The organism is Shimia sp., assembly GCF_965227725.1.
Lineage (GTDB): Bacteria > Pseudomonadota > Alphaproteobacteria > Rhodobacterales > Rhodobacteraceae > Shimia.
Window position 1 is genome coordinate 1,269,246 of sequence record NZ_CBDDGH010000005.1, and the last position, 17,274, is coordinate 1,286,519.

16 protein-coding genes, 1 tRNA gene and 2 pseudogenes are annotated in these 17,274 nt (G+C 60.3%); 8 read left to right on the plus strand and 11 right to left on the minus strand.

What is annotated here, in order from left to right:
• The first annotated feature begins 164 nt into the window (after window positions 1–164).
• Window positions 165–323 carry a hypothetical protein gene (locus ACO07T_RS16525; protein ID WP_422050296.1) on the plus strand — a complete coding sequence of 53 codons (159 nt, stop codon included), beginning with the start codon at window positions 165–167 and terminating at the stop codon, window positions 321–323.
• A 69-nt stretch (window positions 324–392) separates the two neighbouring features.
• On the opposite strand, the gene ACO07T_RS16530 is transcribed toward ACO07T_RS16525, so the two are convergent.
• From ACO07T_RS16530 to ACO07T_RS16540, 3 genes are all read right to left on the minus strand, one after another.
• Window positions 393–479, minus strand: a tRNA-Leu gene (locus tag ACO07T_RS16530).
• A 132-nt stretch (window positions 480–611) separates the two neighbouring features.
• Complete coding sequence (locus ACO07T_RS16535; RefSeq protein WP_422050297.1) at window positions 612–1,088, minus strand: tetratricopeptide repeat protein; 477 nt, start codon at window positions 1,086–1,088, stop codon at window positions 612–614.
• A 115-nt stretch (window positions 1,089–1,203) separates the two neighbouring features.
• The gene (locus ACO07T_RS16540; protein WP_209079257.1) at window positions 1,204–1,677 is read right to left on the minus strand and encodes an Lrp/AsnC family transcriptional regulator; all 474 of its coding nucleotides are present in this window, start codon (window positions 1,675–1,677) and stop codon (window positions 1,204–1,206) included.
• Window positions 1,678–1,780: 103 nt separating this feature from the next.
• Between ACO07T_RS16540 and putA the strand changes: the two genes are divergently transcribed.
• The 3 genes and pseudogenes from putA to ACO07T_RS16555 all read left to right on the plus strand — a co-directional run bounded on the left by putA (window position 1,781) and on the right by ACO07T_RS16555 (window position 6,362).
• Window positions 1,781–5,206: a bifunctional proline dehydrogenase/L-glutamate gamma-semialdehyde dehydrogenase PutA gene (gene putA, locus ACO07T_RS16545; protein WP_422050298.1), complete on the plus strand. Its 3,426-nt coding sequence runs from the start codon at window positions 1,781–1,783 to the stop codon at window positions 5,204–5,206.
• A gap of 31 nt (window positions 5,207–5,237) precedes the next feature.
• Window positions 5,238–5,985: pseudogene (locus tag ACO07T_RS16550) on the plus strand (rhomboid family intramembrane serine protease).
• On the plus strand, window positions 5,982–6,362 hold the full coding sequence (locus ACO07T_RS16555) for a GFA family protein (protein WP_422050299.1): 381 nt from the start codon (window positions 5,982–5,984) through the stop codon (window positions 6,360–6,362). The pseudogene ACO07T_RS16550 and the gene ACO07T_RS16555 overlap by 4 nt, the downstream one beginning before the upstream one ends.
• A 71-nt stretch (window positions 6,363–6,433) precedes the next feature.
• Here the strand turns inward: ACO07T_RS16555 and ACO07T_RS16560 are convergent, their stop codons facing one another.
• Window positions 6,434–7,225, minus strand: a complete 792-nt coding sequence (locus ACO07T_RS16560) for an inositol monophosphatase family protein (RefSeq protein WP_209063431.1) — start codon at window positions 7,223–7,225, stop codon at window positions 6,434–6,436.
• A 184-nt stretch (window positions 7,226–7,409) separates the two neighbouring features.
• Between ACO07T_RS16560 and ACO07T_RS16565 the strand changes: the two genes are divergently transcribed.
• The gene (locus ACO07T_RS16565) at window positions 7,410–8,450 is read left to right on the plus strand and encodes an NADP-dependent oxidoreductase (protein WP_209063433.1); all 1,041 of its coding nucleotides are present in this window, start codon (window positions 7,410–7,412) and stop codon (window positions 8,448–8,450) included.
• 220 nt (window positions 8,451–8,670) lie between these two features.
• Here ACO07T_RS16565 and ACO07T_RS16570 read toward each other — a convergent pair whose 3' ends face one another.
• A complete protein-coding gene (locus ACO07T_RS16570) occupies window positions 8,671–9,705 on the minus strand; it encodes a Hint domain-containing protein (protein WP_422050300.1) in 1,035 nt (344 codons plus the stop codon).
• Window positions 9,706–9,872: 167 nt separating this feature from the next.
• Entirely contained in the window at window positions 9,873–10,778 is a 906-nt protein-coding gene (locus ACO07T_RS16575) for a LysR family transcriptional regulator (protein WP_209079417.1), read from the minus strand.
• Between the two features lie 98 nt (window positions 10,779–10,876).
• Here ACO07T_RS16575 and metF point away from each other — a divergent pair, with 98 nt between their 5' ends.
• The 3 genes and pseudogenes from metF (at window position 10,877) to dtd (ending at window position 12,894) form a co-directional block, all read left to right on the plus strand.
• Window positions 10,877–11,743 carry a methylenetetrahydrofolate reductase [NAD(P)H] gene (gene metF / locus ACO07T_RS16580; RefSeq protein ID WP_422050301.1) on the plus strand — a complete coding sequence of 289 codons (867 nt, stop codon included), beginning with the start codon at window positions 10,877–10,879 and terminating at the stop codon, window positions 11,741–11,743.
• 70 nt (window positions 11,744–11,813) lie between these two features.
• On the plus strand, window positions 11,814–12,308 hold the full coding sequence (locus tag ACO07T_RS16585) for a PaaI family thioesterase (protein WP_422050302.1): 495 nt from the start codon (window positions 11,814–11,816) through the stop codon (window positions 12,306–12,308).
• A gap of 150 nt (window positions 12,309–12,458) precedes the next feature.
• Window positions 12,459–12,894 (plus strand): annotated as a pseudogene (dtd, locus tag ACO07T_RS16590) (D-aminoacyl-tRNA deacylase).
• Window positions 12,895–12,916: 22 nt separating this feature from the next.
• On the opposite strand, the gene ACO07T_RS16595 reads toward dtd, so the two are convergent.
• The 5 genes from ACO07T_RS16595 to dksA form a co-directional block, all read right to left on the minus strand.
• A complete protein-coding gene (locus ACO07T_RS16595; RefSeq protein ID WP_422050303.1) occupies window positions 12,917–13,252 on the minus strand; it encodes a VOC family protein in 336 nt (111 codons plus the stop codon).
• Window positions 13,253–13,351: 99 nt separating this feature from the next.
• Entirely contained in the window at window positions 13,352–13,879 is a 528-nt protein-coding gene (locus ACO07T_RS16600) for a PhnA domain-containing protein (protein WP_422050304.1), read from the minus strand.
• 57 nt (window positions 13,880–13,936) lie between these two features.
• Window positions 13,937–15,427 (minus strand): glycerol kinase GlpK, encoded by a 1,491-nt coding sequence (gene glpK, locus ACO07T_RS16605; RefSeq protein ID WP_422050305.1) that lies wholly within the window; start codon window positions 15,425–15,427, stop codon window positions 13,937–13,939.
• Between the two features lie 154 nt (window positions 15,428–15,581).
• Complete coding sequence (locus tag ACO07T_RS16610; protein WP_422050306.1) at window positions 15,582–16,763, minus strand: FAD-dependent oxidoreductase; 1,182 nt, start codon at window positions 16,761–16,763, stop codon at window positions 15,582–15,584.
• Window positions 16,764–16,836: 73 nt separating this feature from the next.
• Window positions 16,837–17,259: an RNA polymerase-binding protein DksA gene (dksA, locus tag ACO07T_RS16615; protein ID WP_209063450.1), complete on the minus strand. Its 423-nt coding sequence runs from the start codon at window positions 17,257–17,259 to the stop codon at window positions 16,837–16,839.
• Window positions 17,260–17,274: the final 15 nt, after the last annotated feature.

Below are 17,274 nucleotides of genomic sequence, written 5' to 3' on the forward strand. Positions count from 1 at the left end.
TTTTTGCGCTCTTACCCTCAAACGTTATGGCCCCTCGCCGGTTGCCCTGCAAATCTGACCAAGATCAAAGCGCGACCTTGAGGTATTTCATAGTAAGGTGATGTCGACCGCGCGCGATGCGTGCTCTGACGTGATGTTTGACCGACGCAAAAGGAGACCAAGAAATGGAAGCCATCCTGAACGTGATCTGGAATATCATTGAGATCATCCCACCCGTCATCACGGCATCCATCATGATGCTAGGCATCAGCGCCTTTGCAGGTGCGCTCCTGTGCCTCTTCGTGGCTGTGCTGGCCATGCGCCGCGAAAATAAGGCGCACTGACATCGCCTTTTCAGCAGTCGCGCACTCAGGAACACCGCCTGCAAAGCTTCGAATTATCAGAGATTTATCTGGTACCCGCGGCCGGACTCGAACCGGCACGGCCAATACGGCCTAGAGATTTTAAGTCTCCTGTGTCTACCATTCCACCACGCGGGCACGCAGCGCGAACATAACGTCAGCGGCGCGACAATAGCGTGTTGGCCGTCAGTGTGAAGAGGGTTTGCCTGTCAAAATGCAAAGTTTTTTGCACATCTCCAAAGCCGGCTGATCCCAAGCGCCGCGCACAGGTTACAGGTCTTCTCCCGGCTTGTCTGACACACCCGGCGCCCGATAAAGCGAGCGCTCTGGCAGCCATGGATTAAGCTCCAAAGCCGCAGCCAAAGCATCCTGTGCCTCAGCTTCCCGTCCCAGGCCAATCAACGTCAACGCCAGCCCGGACTGCGCCGCCACATGACGCGGAGATAGATCAAGCGCCCGCTCCAGATCCGGCAAAGCCGCCTCAAAATTCTGGCTCAGAAAATTCACAAACGCCCGCTGATTGTACCCTTCCGCATAATCTGGACAGTAAGCAATCAACGCGTCAAAATCCGAGCGCGCACCCAGCAAATCCCAGGACTCACGCTTGCGCATCCCCCGGTTCAAAATCTCCTGCGCGGTGTCATCCGGCGCATCCGCCCAATATTGCCACATCTCCCCGGAAAGTATCTGTGCCGAGGCCTGATCCGGCGCCCTTTGAACCCGCTCAATCAGGGCATCCAAGGCCACAGTATGATCAGGTGGCGCAGGACAATCCGCAGCAAATGCGGGGTGACAGAGGCAAATCGCAGCAAGATATCTCAACATCCGCAAAGGCTGACACGGCATCCCGCATTGCGCCAAGTCACATCTCTGCGAGGCCGGTCTCTTTCACCGCCTGCATGGCCACATAGGTTGAGGTGCTGGCCACATAAGGCAAAGCGGAAATCTTCTCCCCCAGAACCCGTCGATAAGCTGACATGCTCGCCGTGCGCACTTTGAGTAGATAATCAAAATGGCTGGCAATCATATGGGCCTGCTCGATCTCCGGCACCTCGGCAACGGCCTCATTGAAAGCCTGCAGTGCGCGCTCTCGGGTCTCTGAAAGCTTCACCTCGACAAAGGCCACATGATCGAGCCCCAACCGTATCGGATCCAACAATGCGCGATAGCCCGTGATAACCCCTTCGCGCTCCATACGCCGCAACCGCGCTTGGGTCGGGGTCTTGGAGAGGCCGATCTCACGCGCCAGATCAGTGATCGAAATGCGCCCATCACGTGACAGCACATCGAGAATCGCCCGGTCATAGCCATCAAGCGCGACATTTTCACTTTGCATATCTAGCTCCCAAATTTTAGCACATTTAGACTACTTAACCATCCCCTTTAGGAGAATATGACCATCTACACCAAGATATACTACACAAAAGACAGGAGGCGACATGACCAATACGCGCGATTTGATCGACACCACGACTTACCGGGACGAAACCGCCTTGATTGCAGAGCTGGCGCAACAGGTTGCGCTGTCTGACAGCGACCGTGCCACCATTTGCCAAAGCGGCGCACAGCTGGTGACAAAAATCCGCGAAGAAACACGCCCCGGCCTGATGGAGGTCTTTCTCGCAGAATATGGCCTGTCCACAGATGAAGGCGTCGCTTTGATGTGTCTGGCCGAGGCATTGCTGCGCGTGCCGGACGCCGAAACCATCGACGCGCTGATCGAAGACAAGGTTGCCCCTTCAGATTGGGGCAAACATCTGGGGCAATCCACCTCGCCTCTGGTCAACGCCTCCACATGGGCGCTGCTGCTGACAGGCAAGGTGATGGAAGACAGCAATCCCGGCCTGATCGGCACCCTGCGCGGCGCGGTGAAACGTCTGGGCGAACCGGTGATCCGCACCGCGGTCGGCCGCGCCATGAAAGAGATGGGCCGCCAGTTCGTGCTGGGAGAAACCATCACCTCCGCCATGGAGCGCGCGGCGCATATGGAGGCCAAAGGCTACACCTATTCTTACGACATGCTTGGTGAAGCGGCGAAAACCGACGCGGACGCCATGCGCTACCACCTCGCCTATTCCCGCGCGATCTCCGCCATCGCAACCGCCTGTGTCCACGACGACATCCGCCAAAACCCCGGCATCTCGGTCAAACTCTCAGCACTTCATCCCCGCTATGAGGTCGCGCAATCCGCGCGAGTCATGGAACAGCTCGTCCCGCGCCTGCGCTCCCTCGCCCTGCTGGCCAAGTCCGCAGGCATGGGGCTGAACATCGACGCTGAGGAGGCCGACCGCCTGTCACTCTCCATGGATGTGATCAGCGCGGTTCTGGCGGAGCCAGCGCTGGCGGGCTGGGACGGCTTTGGCGTCGTGGTACAGGCCTACGGCAAACGCGCGGGCGCGACGCTTGATTACCTCTATGAGCTTGCCCAAAAATGTGAGCGCAAGATCATGGTGCGACTGGTGAAAGGCGCCTATTGGGACACAGAGATCAAGCGCGCACAGGTTGAAGGGCTGGAGAGCTTTCCGGTCTTCACCAACAAAGCCGCCACCGATGTCTCCTACATCGCCAACGCCCGTAAACTGCTGGGCATGACCGATCTCATCTACCCGCAGTTTGCCACCCACAACGCCCATACGGTTGCCGCTATTCTGCATATGGCTGAGGACAAATCTTCCTTTGAGTTCCAACGCTTGCACGGCATGGGTGAAGCTTTGCATGATCTTGTGCTCTCCGATGAAAGCACCCGTTGCCGCATTTACGCACCTGTTGGGGCGCATCGCGATCTGCTTGCCTACCTTGTGCGCCGCCTTCTGGAAAACGGCGCGAACAGCTCGTTTGTCAATCAGATCGTAGACGAAGACGTGCCTGCGGAAGTGGTTGCCCGTGACCCGTTCCCCGAAGCGCTCAAACCAACCGCCAAGCTGCTCACAGGCCCCGCGCTGTTTGCCCCTGAACGGCCAAACTCCAAAGGGTTTGATCTGACCGATCTGCCCACATTGGATGCCATCGACACGGCGCGCGAACCTTATCGCAAAACCACATGGGCCGCAGCGCCGCTTATTGATGGCCCGACACAGCCCGAGCCTGCAGTCGCCGTTGAAAATCCAACCCTGCCGACCGACAGTCCGGGCACCGTCGCCCATACCAGCCAGACGGACATCGACACCGCGCTCAGCGCTGCCGCGCCTTGGGATGCCTCAACTGAAGAACGCGGCGCCATCTTGGCCCGCGCGGCGGATCTTTATGAAGAAAACTTCGGCGTGTTCTTTGCCTTGCTTGCGCGGGAGGCCGGAAAAACGCCGAAGGATGCTGTTGCCGAGCTGCGCGAAGCAGTTGATTTCCTGCGTTATTACGGGGCCAACGCGCCCGAAACCCCGCCCAAAGGTCTCTTCACCTGCATCTCTCCCTGGAACTTCCCGCTGGCCATTTTCACCGGTCAGATCTCAGCTGCGCTGGCGGCGGGCAATTCGGTTTTGGCCAAACCGGCTGACCAGACGCCGCTGATTGCCCATGAAGCGGTCAAGCTGCTGCATGAGGCCGGCGTGCCGCGCAGCGCGTTGCAATTGCTCCCGGGCGCAGGCGCGACCGTTGGCACCGCGCTCACCTCTGATCCGCGCATCAACGGCGTGGCCTTCACAGGCTCCACGGCCACCGCATTGCGCATTCGCCAGACCATGGCCGCCAACCTCGCCCCCGGCACACCACTGATTGCCGAAACCGGTGGTCTGAACGCGATGATCGTGGACTCCACCGCCCTGCCTGAGCAGGCCGTGACCGCAATTGTCGAAAGCGCCTTCCAATCGGCTGGCCAGCGGTGCTCAGCCCTGCGCTGCCTTTATGTTCAGGAAGACATCGCCGACAGCCTGCTCGACATGCTCAAAGGCGCAATGAAGGAGCTTTCACTGGGCGATCCCTGGGAGCTGTCTACTGACAGTGGCCCCGTGATCGACGCCGCCGCGCATCGCACCATCGCCGCACATATTGCGCAGGCTGAAGCGGAAAAACGCGTTCTTTATCAACTGCCAACGCCGCAAACCGGCACATTCATTGCCCCCACATTGATCCGCGTGCAGGGCATTGCCGATCTCACGCGGGAGATCTTTGGCCCGGTCCTCCATGTGGCAACCTTCAAAGCCAGTGAGTTGGATCAGGTGATCGACGACATCAACGCCACCGGCTACGGGCTGACCTTCGGTCTGCAAACCCGGATTGATGACCGTGTGCAGCATGTCTCTGACTGCATCAAAGCGGGCAACATCTATGTGAACCGCAACCAGATTGGCGCAATCGTCGGCTCTCAACCTTTTGGCGGAGAAGGCCTTTCCGGCACCGGCCCCAAGGCGGGTGGCCCGCATTACCTGTCCCGGTTTGCCAAACCGCAAAGCCAGCCTTCCGGCCACTGGAGCACAGAGGTTGCGCGCGAACATGTGCAGGGACAGCTGGATCAAGCCCGCGAAGCGGCGCTACTGTCCGAGCCTCACACAACATCCCTCCCCGGACCAACAGGCGAGTCCAACCGCCTGACAACATTTGCCAAATCACCGCTCCTCTGTCTTGGCCCCGGTAAAGAAACCGCGCAGGCCCAAGCGCAGGCTGTCGTCAGTTTGGGCGGGCGGGCAGTTGTCTCTGATGGCCTGCTGCGACCAGAGGCTCTGAGTGAACTCACGGGCTTCTCGGGCGCGATCTGGTGGGGGAATGACGAAACCGGACGCCAGATGGAGCAGGCTTTGGCCAAGCGCGAAGGCCCGATCCTGCCGCTGATCACCGGCCTGCCGGATGCCGCACGGGTTCTGGGCGAGCGCCACGTCTGCGTGGACACCACCGCCGCCGGAGGTAACGCAGCGCTTTTGAGCGGGGGCGGTTGACCTCCCCCGCAATTCACCGCAGCTTGGCCGCATGTTTCCAATCCGCGATCACAATCCGTCAGGCCGCACGCCGTTTGTCGTCTATGCGCTGCTCATCCTCAATATCGGGATCTTCCTGAGTTATCAGCCGATTATGGGCGATGATTACCGTCTTGCGCTGTTCTTTGATCAATGGGCGCTGATCCCCGCCGCTGTCACCGAGGGCCAGCGCCTGCATGGACTTTTCAGCTCCATGTTCCTGCACGGCGGCTGGATGCATCTGCTTGGCAACATGCTGTTTCCTGTGGATCTTTGGCGACAACCTCGAAGATGAAATGGGCCATATCGGCTTTCTCGTCTTCTACATCCTGTCCGGCCTCGGCGCGGGCTTTGCCCAGATCGCAGCGGACCCTGACAGCATCATCCCCATGGTGGGGGCCTCAGGTGCCATCGCCGGTGTGATGGGTGGCTACCTCCTGCTGTTTCCCAAGGCACGTGTCGACATCCTGCTGATTCTCATCATTATTTTCCGCATCTTCACCATCCCTGCCTGGATCATGCTGTGTTTCTGGTTTGGCCTTCAGCTGTTCAACGGGGTGCTGAGTGATCCGGAAACCGGAGGCGTGGCCCATTGGGCCCATGCGGGCGGCTTTGTGATCGGTGTGGTGCTGGCCATTCCGGTCTGGCTCCGCCTTGGCGGCACCGGATATTGGCAGCGCACCCACGGACACCCGCCACACCCTGAGACCCGCTATCGTCTCAGCCAGAGTTCCATTCCACGTGTCAGGAGACGCCGATGAGCCAAAGACTGACCTGCCATTGCGGGGCTGTTGAAATTCAAGTGACCCTCGCACAAGACCTGAGCGAAGCACGCTCCTGCGATTGCTCGTTTTGCCGACGCCGCGCTGCGCCAAACGTTGATGTGGCGCTTGAGGATCTCACCATCATCAAGGGTGCGAACAGCCTGTCGCGTTACACCTGGGGTACAAAGACCGCGCAGCATTACTTCTGCCGCCATTGCGGGATTTACACCCACCACCAACGCCGCTCAAACCCCAACGTCTACGGCGTCAACATCGGGGCTCTCGAAGGCGTGAACCCTGCCGATTATGCCCCGTTTGACTGGGTTGATGGCGTCAATTTCGCCCTTGATGAAGACACAAAACAAAAAACCTGACCCAATCGGGCCAGGTTTCAAATTATCTCAGGCGCATCAAAGCCGCCTTAGGGCAGCGTGCGTTGCGTGGATCAGTCCTTGCGGATGACCTTTGCAAACTGCGAGAAGATCGGCTCGTTGGCCACGATCACTTCGCCATCTTCGACCATATCGCCATCCGGGTTGACCGGCTCAACCAGCGCACCGGCTTCTTTGGCGATCAGCAGACCTGCGGCGACGTCCCATGGCTGCAGGCCACGTTCCCAGAAGCCCTCGTAGCGGCCAGCGGCCACATAGGCGAGGTCCAGAGAGGCGGCACCAAAGCGGCGCACACCTGCGGTGGCAGGCAGAAGGCGCGCCAGATCCTGCAGGGTTTCCGGCAGATCCGCACGGCCGCCAAACGGCAGGCCAGTGGCAAAGATCGATTCAATCATGCGGTGACGGCCGGACACACGCAGGCGCAGACTGTCGTTCAGCCAGGCACCTTCGCCGCGCTCGGCATAAAACATCTCGTCTTTGGCGGCGTCAAACACCACGCCCGCAACGATCTCCCCCTTGTGCTCCAGCGCGATGGAAATCGCCCAGTGCGGCAGGCCGTGCAGGAAGTTGGTGGTGCCGTCCAGCGGGTCCACAATCCAGCGGCGGGTCGGATCTTTGCCCGCAATCTCGCCACCTTCCTCAGCGATCCAGCCGTAGGTCGGACGCGCGCCAAGCAGCTCTTCTTTCAGGATTTTTTCGGCAGCGATGTCGGCGCGGCTGACAAAGTCCCCTGCCCCTTTCATCGACACCTGCAGGTTCTCAACCTCGCGGAAGTCTTTGACCAGTGACCGCCCCGCTTTGCGAGCGGCCTTCATCATGATGTTCAGATTTGCGCTGCCCGGCATGGCACGGCTCCTTTTGGCTCAGAGCGGGCGTATACGCCGCCAAACCCTTTTTGCCAAGGGCCAATGGGCGCATAGCAGCCCCTTTTGAAACGCCGCGTCACGAAAATCGCCTGCCAGGGGCCATTGCTTGCAAGAGCGGGGCACTGGGCGCAAGCTGAAAGCAGAGCTTCGGAGGACACCCCAGATGACAGAGAAAATGCAACGCATGGTGCTGGCCAGCCGCCCGACCGGCGCGCCGCAGGACGAGAATTTTCGTTTGGAAACAGCGGATTTACCGGAAATCGGCGACGGCGAAGTGCTGGTGCGCAGCCACTATATGTCGCTTGATCCCTATATGCGCGGCCGGATGGATGATGCCAAATCCTACGCCGATCCGGTGCCGATCGGCGGCACCATGGAAGGTGGTGCCGTGGGCGAGGTGATCGCCTCCAACCACCCCAACTTCAGTGTGGGTGATTTTGCCTTTGGCATGTTTGGCTGGGCCAGCCATGGCAAGGCAAAAGGCGAGGAAATGCAAAAGCTTAACCCTGATCTCGCCCCAATCACCACCGCGCTTGGCGTGATGGGCATGCCGGGCTTTACCGGCTGGTTTGGCCTGACGGAACACGGCAAACCCAAGGCCGGTGAAACGCTGGTTGTGGCAGCAGCAACCGGCCCTGTGGGCTCCATGGTTGGGCAAATCGCCAAACTGCACGGTCTGCGGGTGGTGGGCATCGCCGGTGGTGCGGCGAAATGTCAAACCGCAACAGAGACTTACGGCTTTGACGCCTGTCTGGACCACCACGCCTATGAGACCGCCCGGGACCTGCGCAATGCCCTCAAAGAGCACTGCCCGCAAGGCATTGATATCTATTTTGAAAACGTGGGCGGCAAGGTGCTGGATGCGGTGTTGCCGATGATGAACCGGGCCGGGCGCATTCCGCTGTGTGGCATGATCTCCTGGTACAATGCCGGAGGCCTTGGGGCGGATGCGGCGATGGAGGCCCTGACAGGCCCGCGCCTGTGGCGCACCATTCTGGTTAGCCAGTTGTCCGTAAACGGTTTTATCATCTCAAACCACTACGATCGCTACGGCGATTTCTTGCGTGAGGTCGGCCCGCAACTGGCCGCTGGCAAGATCGCCTATCAGGAAGATATAGCCGAAGGTCTGGAAAATGCGCCTGCCGCCTTCCGCTCCATGCTGACCGGCGGCAATAAGGGCAAACAGATCGTCAAACTGATCTGATCCAGCCCCCAAATCACGCGCGCTGTTGCGTGGCGGCGGCAATTGGTTAACGCCAAAAGCCGCCGTGTTGGAACGTCGGTATCGCGTCTGTATCGCGGTGGTATTGCGTAGGTGCGATTTTCAGCGCTGCAACATCTTAACCCTGCGTGCGTTGCGCGGGGTTTTTCATTTGATTTTCGATATGTTTGGCTGCGGGTTCTGGCTTAGGTAGGCCGCCTGTTCAGGCCACCAGCAGACGCGCTTCCTGCACCCGCAAAGCAGGCCGCGCCTCGGCGCCGTAAGCCTGCAATCCCCCGTCCCGCAATTCCGGGAACAAGGCAAAGATCTCCTCCTGCACCGAGCGCTCCAGAGCGTTCAGCCCCTGCGCCCCCGGCAGGAAGCTCTCGCTTGGCACGCCGCCGCCATAGACAATTTCATGGCAGTCAAACATCAGATGGACATAGGTGATCTCCCCACCCTCGACCTGACAGATGGTGTCGCCATTGACGAGGCTGATCGCGGGCACCAAGGCTTCGGTTTCGCCAAAGTGCATTTCCACCCGCCAGCCGCGCAGCATCATCCGGTGATGCGGTGAGACCATCAACGGCGCGTCATTGCCCAGCGCTCCGGCGGCGAAGCGCACCGGGGCCACCGCGCCTTGCGCCGCCACCGTGCGCTGACCGATCCAGCGCAACGGCTGAAAGCCGTGATCCAGCGTCAAAATCATATCGCCCGCTTGCAGCGTCTCCACCGCGCGCTCGCCCTGTTGCGTGACAATCGGCGTGCCTGCCGCAAAGCAGGGCACAAAATCCCACTCCTGACGGTTGGCCGCTAAGCCTTGCGCGCGGTTCGCCGCGAGACTGTCCAGCGAGATGGATTGGATCGGGCCTGCTTCCAGCGTGGCCTGATCCGTGTTGTTGGTCAGTTCCGGTGCGAGATAGCTGTTGCCGTCCACATCCTGAAACAACACCGCAGAATAAGTCGCCGTGCTGCCATCCAGATAGGTGATGGTGGCGTTGTAGACCGCCACACCGTCAAACTGCTGCGGCGCACCGCCGTCAATCCGGAAGCGGTCGTTTGGATTGTTGTTCATCGCATAAAATGCGCCGACACCGCTGGTGGCAGAGACTTCGACAAAATTGTTCAGCAAAGCCGCACCTGGGCCGCCAAAGGTCAGCCCCACCAGAGCGGAGGCGTTTTCAGCAAAGGAATTGCCTTCGAACGTATCAATCTCGGCCAATTGGCCAATCGAGAGCGCATTAAAGGTGGTCGACATACTTACACATGAGGGCCGAACCAAGATCCAATCAGCTGCCAGGCAACATGACCAATCTATGATCTCAGAGCCCCCTCCCAGACACAGATGAACGTAGTGCGCGCTTCTTTGATCCCCCTTAAGCGATTCTTAAAGGGGAAAATCTTAGATGTATTATCAACTCTTTTTTAGGTTTCTTGCAACCTGCGGGCCTCTTTGCCCGCCATTTGGATCAGGTCTTGCATGTAGGGCTTGCTCAAATCCTCATCACGGGTGGCGGCAAAAAGCTGGCGTGTGAGCCCTTCGGCGGTCAGCGGGCGGGTCACATAATCAGAGGAGTATTTGACCTCGCGCACCACCCAGTCGGGCAGCACAGAGACACCTCGGTTTGAGGCGACCAGCAGCAGGATCACGGCGGTCAGCTCCGCCTGACGCACGGCACCGGGCTCCACCTTCGCCGGGATCAGGAGCTGGGAGAACACATCCAGACGGGAGCGCTCCACCGGATAGGTGATGAGCGTTTCCCCGCGAAAATCAGTGGCCTCCACATAGTCTTTCTGGGCCAGCGGATGCTGGGAGGAGGCAACAAAGACCGGCGCGTAGTCAAACAGATGGCTGAAGGAGACGCCGGGCAGATTTTCCGGATCAGAGCTGACCACCAGATCCACCTCTTCTTTCTGCAAGGCAGGCATGGCGTCAAAGGCAAGCCCCGGGCGGATGTCCACATCCACATCCGGCCAGTTCTTGCGGAATTGCTCCAGCACCGGAAAGAGCCATTCAAAACAGGCGTGGCATTCGATGGCGATATGCAGGCGACCGGAGCTGCCGTCGCGCAAACCGTTAAACTCCGCCTCAAGTTTTTCCACCTCCGGCAGCACCTGATTGGCCAGCCGCAACAGGCGCAGACCTGCGGCGGAGAGCTTCATCGGTTTGGAGCGGCGCACAAAGAGCTCTACGCCAGCTTGCTCTTCCAAACCTTTGATTTGGTGGGACAATGCCGACTGCGTGATATTGAGCTGATCCGCCGCGCGCGCCAATCCGCCACATTCATGGATCGCCCGCACGGTGCGCAGGTGGCGGAATTCAATGTGCATCTTCATATGAAGCTCATGACCTTCTTGAGTATTATGAATTTGCGTAATGATCGCACGCATGGGACATGAGGACAACAGCAAGTTACAGGATGCCCGTTATGACCACGCCTCAAGTTTCTTTTGAATTCTTCCCGCCGCAGTCTTTGGAAGCTTCCTTTCGCCTGTGGGACACGGTGCAGACGCTGGCACCGCTGGATCCGCGGTTTGTCTCTGTCACCTATGGCGCCGGTGGCACCACGCGGGATCTGACACGGGAGGCTGTGGCGACGCTGCACAAATCCTCCGGTCTGAATGTGGCGGCGCATCTGACCTGTGTGGAGGCCTCAAAGGCCGAGACCCTGCGCATTGCCGAAGAGTTTGCCGCCGCAGGGGTACGCGAGATTGTGGCGCTGCGCGGGGATCCCGCCAAAGGCAGCGCGGGCTTTACGCCGCATCCAGAAGGCTTCACCTCCTCTGTGGAGCTGATTGAAGCGCTGGCCGCCACCGGCAAATTCACCATCCGTGTGGGCGCCTATCCTGAGAGCCACCCGGAGGCCGCCGATATGGCCGCCAATGTGGAGTGGCTCAAGCGCAAGATCGATGCCGGAGCCAGTGAGGCGATCACCCAGTTCTTCTTTGAAAGCGAAACCTTCCTGCGCTTCCGCGATGCCTGTGTGAAGGCGGGTATTGACGCCCCGATCCTGCCCGGTGTGCTGCCAATAGAAAACTGGAAAGGCGTGCAGAAATTTGCCGCGCGCTGCGGCACCTCTGTGCCCACATGGCTGGCCAATGCCTTTGAAAAGGCGGTGCGCGATGACCGTGAGGATCTGCTGGCCACGGCGGTCTGCACCGAGATGTGCTCTGAGCTGTTGGATGAGGGTGTGGATGCGCTGCATTTTTATACGCTGAACCGGCCGGAGCTGACCCGCGATGTGTGTCATGCGCTTGGCGTGGTGCCGGAAGTGAAGCTGCAAAACGTCGCGTAACCCTCGCCCCTGTGCTCTTGCGCCACGCACCCGCTTGCGGCCTTCTTTGAGTAACACAGAGGAGGCCCCAATGCCGGAACATCGCTACGCCCAGTCGCTTGAAGAGATGGCCAATTTTGACAACATCCTGTCGATGAGCGGGCTGGAGTTCATGCAGGCGATCATCGACGGCGATCTGCCTGGTGCGCCGATTGGCGAGACCATGGGGTTTCTGCCGACACATGCGGAACATGGCAGCGTGACCTTTGAAGGCGCGCCGGAGTTTGGCGTGCTCAACCCGATCCGCACGGTGCATGGCGGCTGGTACGGCACGGTTCTGGACAGCTGCATGGCCTGCGCGGTGCAGAGCACGCTGGCGGTGGGGCAGATCTACACAACGCTGGAATATAAGATCAACATTCTGCGCTCGATCCCTGTGGGCATGAAAGTGCGCGCGGTGGGCAAGGTGCAGCATGTGGGACGCTCCACCGGCATTGCCAATGGCGAGATCCGCGGCATTGAGGATGGCAAGCTCTATGCCACCGGCTCCACCACCTGTATCATGATGGCGGGACCGAAGCGCTAACCTCGGCGTTGCCAAGGAGGGCGCTGCCCTCGTCCCAAGCAAGTTGGGACTTCACCCGGGATATTTTGAGAATGAGAAGCGCGGCTTGCAGCGCCCTGCCCGCTGGCGCATTTTGCGCGGGGAAACACTAGGGCCACAAAGGGGCAAAAGATGCGGGCAGTGATACAGCGGGTGAGCGAGGCGCAGGTGCGTGTGGATGGCGAGAGTCATCGGGGCCTGTGGTGCGGGCGTGATGGTGCTGGTCTGTGCGATGCAGGGCGACACCGAGGCGCAGGTGGTCAAGCTGGCGGGCAAAGTGGCGAAATGCCGGATCTTTCAGGATGAGGCCGGCAAGATGAACAAATCCGTGGTGGATATTGGCGGCAGCGCGTTGGTGATCAGCCAGTTCACGCTTTCGGCGGACACGCGCAGCGGCAACCGGCCCGGATTTTCCACAGCTGCTGCGCCCGAGGAGGGCAAACGGCTTTATGAGCTCTTTGCCAAGGAACTTGCCGCCTATGTGCCGGTTGAGACCGGCCGCTTTGGCGCGGATATGAAGGTTTCGTTGGTCAACGATGGGCCGGTGACCATTCCGATGGAGATCTGACACCGCGCCTTTTCGCGGTGGCTTACGCCGGGCACCAGACCGCCATGGCTGTGCCACCCGGTTCACGGAACTCAAACCGTTTGCCACCGGGGAACTCAAAAATCTCTTTGGTGATCTCCGCGCCTGTGTCGGAAATCTGCTGGTAAGCGGCCTCAAGATCATCTGCCTTCAGCACAATCAGAGGCGCCTGAGGCACGCTGCGTGCGATCCCCCCACCGATGCCTGCGTTCTGAATGTCGCGATAGTCGCGACCGTATTTCACAAAATTCCAATCAAAAGCTTTGGCAAAGAAGTCTTCGGTGGCCTCCAGCTCAGCACTGTAAAATTCGACGTAGTCTATTTTCAGATTGAGGGGCATCCCGGTCTCCTGTTTAAACGGTACGCCCTAAATGTTCACACTTTGTTCCATTCCGTCAAGACGGAACTTTATACAACCGAAGCCTGCCCCCGCCTGCCCTCAGCTCTTTTTCACAAATTTTGTCAGGATCACGATGCGTTGGCTTTCGACGCGGCCTTCGATGTGCTCGGCGTTGTCGGCCACGAGTGAGATATTGCGCACGGCGGTGCCGCGTTTGGCGGTGAAGCCTGCGCCTTTGACCGGCAGATCCTTGATCAGCACCACCGTGTCTCCGGCGGCCAGCACTGTGCCATTGCTGTCGCGGTGGGTGACCATGTCTTCGCCCTCAGCAGCAAGACCAGCCTCCGCCCAGGCCTGCACCTCTGGCGCAAGATAGGCGATGTCCAGCAGGTCGCGGGCCCATGGGGCTTCGGTGAGGCCGTTGAGCAGCCGCCACGCCAGCACCTGCACTGCCGGGGTCTCGCTCCAGATGGTGTCATGCAGGCATTGCCAATGGGGCGCGTCTTTGGGGCCATTGGCGACGCCTTCTGCGCAGGTGGCGCAGAGGGTGACGGTGGTGTCTTCCGGCGCAACAACAATGGGCGCGAGGGTTTCGGAGGCTCCGCAGAGCACACAGGTTTCTGACATTTGGGGCCTCCTGACAGGACACAGGCGGGGCTGTGCGGATCGGTGTGTGAGGCCCGCTCAATCGGTCATCGACAGGGTGGCGTCAATCGCTTTCTTCCAGCCTGCATAGCGCCCGTCGCGCCATGCCGCATCTTTGGCCGGGGTGAATTCGCGCTCCTTCTCCCAAGTGGCGGCAAAGCCTTCCATATCGGGGTAAACGCCGACCTGCATGCCCGCGAGCCAAGCCACGCCTTTGGCGGTGCTTTCGGCCACCACGGGGCGGTCCACCGGCGCGCCGAGCACATCAGAGAGGAACTGCATGGTCCAGTCCGAGGCGGTCATGCCGCCATCAACGCGGAGCACTGTGTCGCCGGAGAAGTCAAAATCCGCCTGCATGGCTTCCAGCAGATCGCGGGTCTGAAAGCCGACGCTTTCCAAGGCCGCGCGGGAGAATTCTGCCGGGCCGGAGCCACGGGTCAGACCAAAGACCGCGCCGCGGGCCTGTGGGCTCCAGTAAGGCGCGCCAAGGCCGGTGAAGGCGGGCACCATGATGAGCTCCTGCCCCGGATCAGCCGCTTCTGCCAGACCGGATGTGGCGGCGGCGTCCTCGATGATGCCAAGCCCGTCGCGCAGCCATTGCACCACCGCGCCGGCGATGAAGATCGCGCCTTCCAGCGCATAGGTGGGCTTGCCGTCGAGCTGATAGGCCACGGTGGTCAGCAGGCGGTTTTGCGAGGTCACCGGCGTGTCGCCGGTGTTCAGCAGGGCAAAACAACCGGTGCCATAGGTGGATTTCAGCATGCCAGCCTCAAAACAGGCCTGCCCGATGGTGGCGGCCTGCTGGTCTCCTGCCACGCCGCGGATCGGGATGGGCGCGCCAAAGATCTCAGCATCGGTGTCGCCAAAATCAGCGGCGCAGTCTTTGACCTCTGGCAGCATCGACATGGGGATGCCGAGGATCTCGCAGATCTCCGCGCTCCATGCGCCCTGATGGATGTCATAGATCAGGGTGCGGGCGGCGTTGGTGGCGTCCGTCGCATGGACCTTGCCACCGGTGAGCTTCCAGATCAGGTAGCTGTCCACGGTGCCAAAGAGCAGATCACCCGCCTCTGCGGACGCACGCGCGCCTTCGACCGTGTCCAAGATCCATTTGATCTTTGTGCCGGAGAAATAGGGATCGAGCAGCAGGCCCGTGGTGCGCTGGACCAGATCGGCGTGGCCTGCGGCTTTCAACGCGTCGCAGATGGCCGCGGTGCGGCGGTCCTGCCAGACGATGGCGTTATAGACCGCCTCGCCGGTGTGCTTGTTCCACACAAGCGTGGTTTCGCGCTGGTTGGTGATGCCGATGGCGGCCACATCTGCGGCGCTGAGGCCTGCGGAACTGAGCGCCTCTTTGCAGGTGCTGAGCGTGGTGGTCCAAATGTCGGAGGGATCATGCTCCACCCAGCCCGATTGCGGGAAGTGCTGGGTGAATTCCACCTGCGCGCTGGCGCCGGGGCGGATGTCGCCGTCAAAGACGATCGCGCGGCTGGATGTGGTGCCCTGATCGATGGCGAGAATATGTGTCATGACGGCCTCCCTGCTGGTCTTGGCGGGCACATTAGGCCGCGCATTCTGTTACCGCAATCAGCAAGATAACCCGCGCCGCGTCAACCTACTATTTTTTTCGTAGACAGATGCGGCAGGTCAGGTGCGGCAGACCAGATGCAACGGGCCAAAGGCCTTAGCCCTTGGTCACATCATGGCTGTAGATCCAGTCAAACTGTCCCATCAGCTTTTGCGGTGCAAAACGGGTCGCCATGCGCATGCCCATATGCGCCGCCATCCGCAGCGGCCGGTTGGCGAGGTGGTATTTCCACGCATTGCCGCTGGCGGTGTCCACAATCCGCTTCACCCGCGCTTCGCGGCGGGCCTGATAGGCGGCGAGTGCTTCGGGAATAGTGTCGGCTTTCTGGATGGCGTCGCCAAGCACCCAGGCATCTTCCATCGCCATCACCGCGCCCTGCGCCATGAAGGGCAGCGTGGGATGGGCCGCATCCCCCAGAAGGGCGCAGTTGTCCTGATGCCAACGGGGCGCAACCGGGTGACGGAACAGGCCCCAGCGGCCAACCTCTTTCACCTCGGCCATGATCCGCGGCACATCTCCGCCAAAATCGGCAAAGGCGCTGCGCAGATTGTCAGGCGCATCCACATGGTGCCAGCCCTCCTCGGTCCAGCCCATCTGTTCCTGCACCGCCACCAGATTGACCATGGTGCCGCCGCGCAGCGGATAGCTGACCACATGCCGGTGTGGGCCCATGTGAACCTGCACCAGATTGCCATGCCCCATGGTGTTGGGCACCGTGGCGCGCCAGGCGACCTGTCGGGTGAAGAACGGGGCAATCGTGCCGTTGATCACGCCGCGCAGCCGCGAATGCAGCCCGTCGCCGCCAACAACAAGGTCTGCGCGCATTTCAGAGCCATTGGCCATCACCACACGGGCGCGCTCTCCGTTTGTGCCGGGATGCACCGTATCGACCTTTTGCAGCAGCAGCACTTTCACGCCTGCCGCCCGCACTGCCTGCGCGAGAAGGTCAATCAGATCGGCGCGGTGGACAAAATGATAGGGAGAGCCTGCTTTGATCAGCGAAAGATCCAGATTGGCAACCAGACGTCCGGCGGCGTAGTCGCGCAGCTCCACGGCCTGTGCCTGTACCGCGCGCGCTTCAAGATGTTTGTCGAGCCCCAGGGCGCGCAGCACCGCCAGACCATTGGGGCTGACCTGCAGACCGGCACCGACCTCTTTGATCGCCTCGGCCTGCTCCAGCACGCACACGCGGGCGCCAAGCTGACGCAAAACCAGAGCCGCCGTCAGCCCGCCAATCCCGGCGCCAATGACGCAAACTTTCTGTTCACTCAAATTCATTGCGGCCGTATCTACAAAAAAACGCCGGGGCAAAAGCCCCGACGTGCTGTTTTTTTCCGCAATTCAAAAAAAATCAGTCGTCGCGGTGTACTTTTTCGCGGCGCTCGTGCCGTTCTTGCGCCTCAAGGCTCATGGTCGCAATCGGACGGGCATCCAGACGGCGCAGGGAAATCGGCTCGCCGGTCACTTCGCAGTAGCCGTATTCGCCTTCATCAATGCGGCGCAGGGCGCTGTCGATTTTCAGAACAAGTTTGCGCTGGCGGTCCCGGGTGCGCAATTCCAAGGCGCGGTCGGTTTCTTCGCTTGCGCGGTCGGCAACATCAGGAATGTTGCGTGTGCTGTCTTGCAGGCCTTCAATGGTGTCGCGGCTGCCGGCCAGAAGCTCTTCTTTCCAGTTCAGCAATTTACGACGGAAGTACTCAGTCTGCCGGTCATTCATGAACGGCTCATCCTCTGCGGGACGATAGTCATCCGGCAGGAAAGTTTCTGCTTTCATTTGTGCTCCCTTACC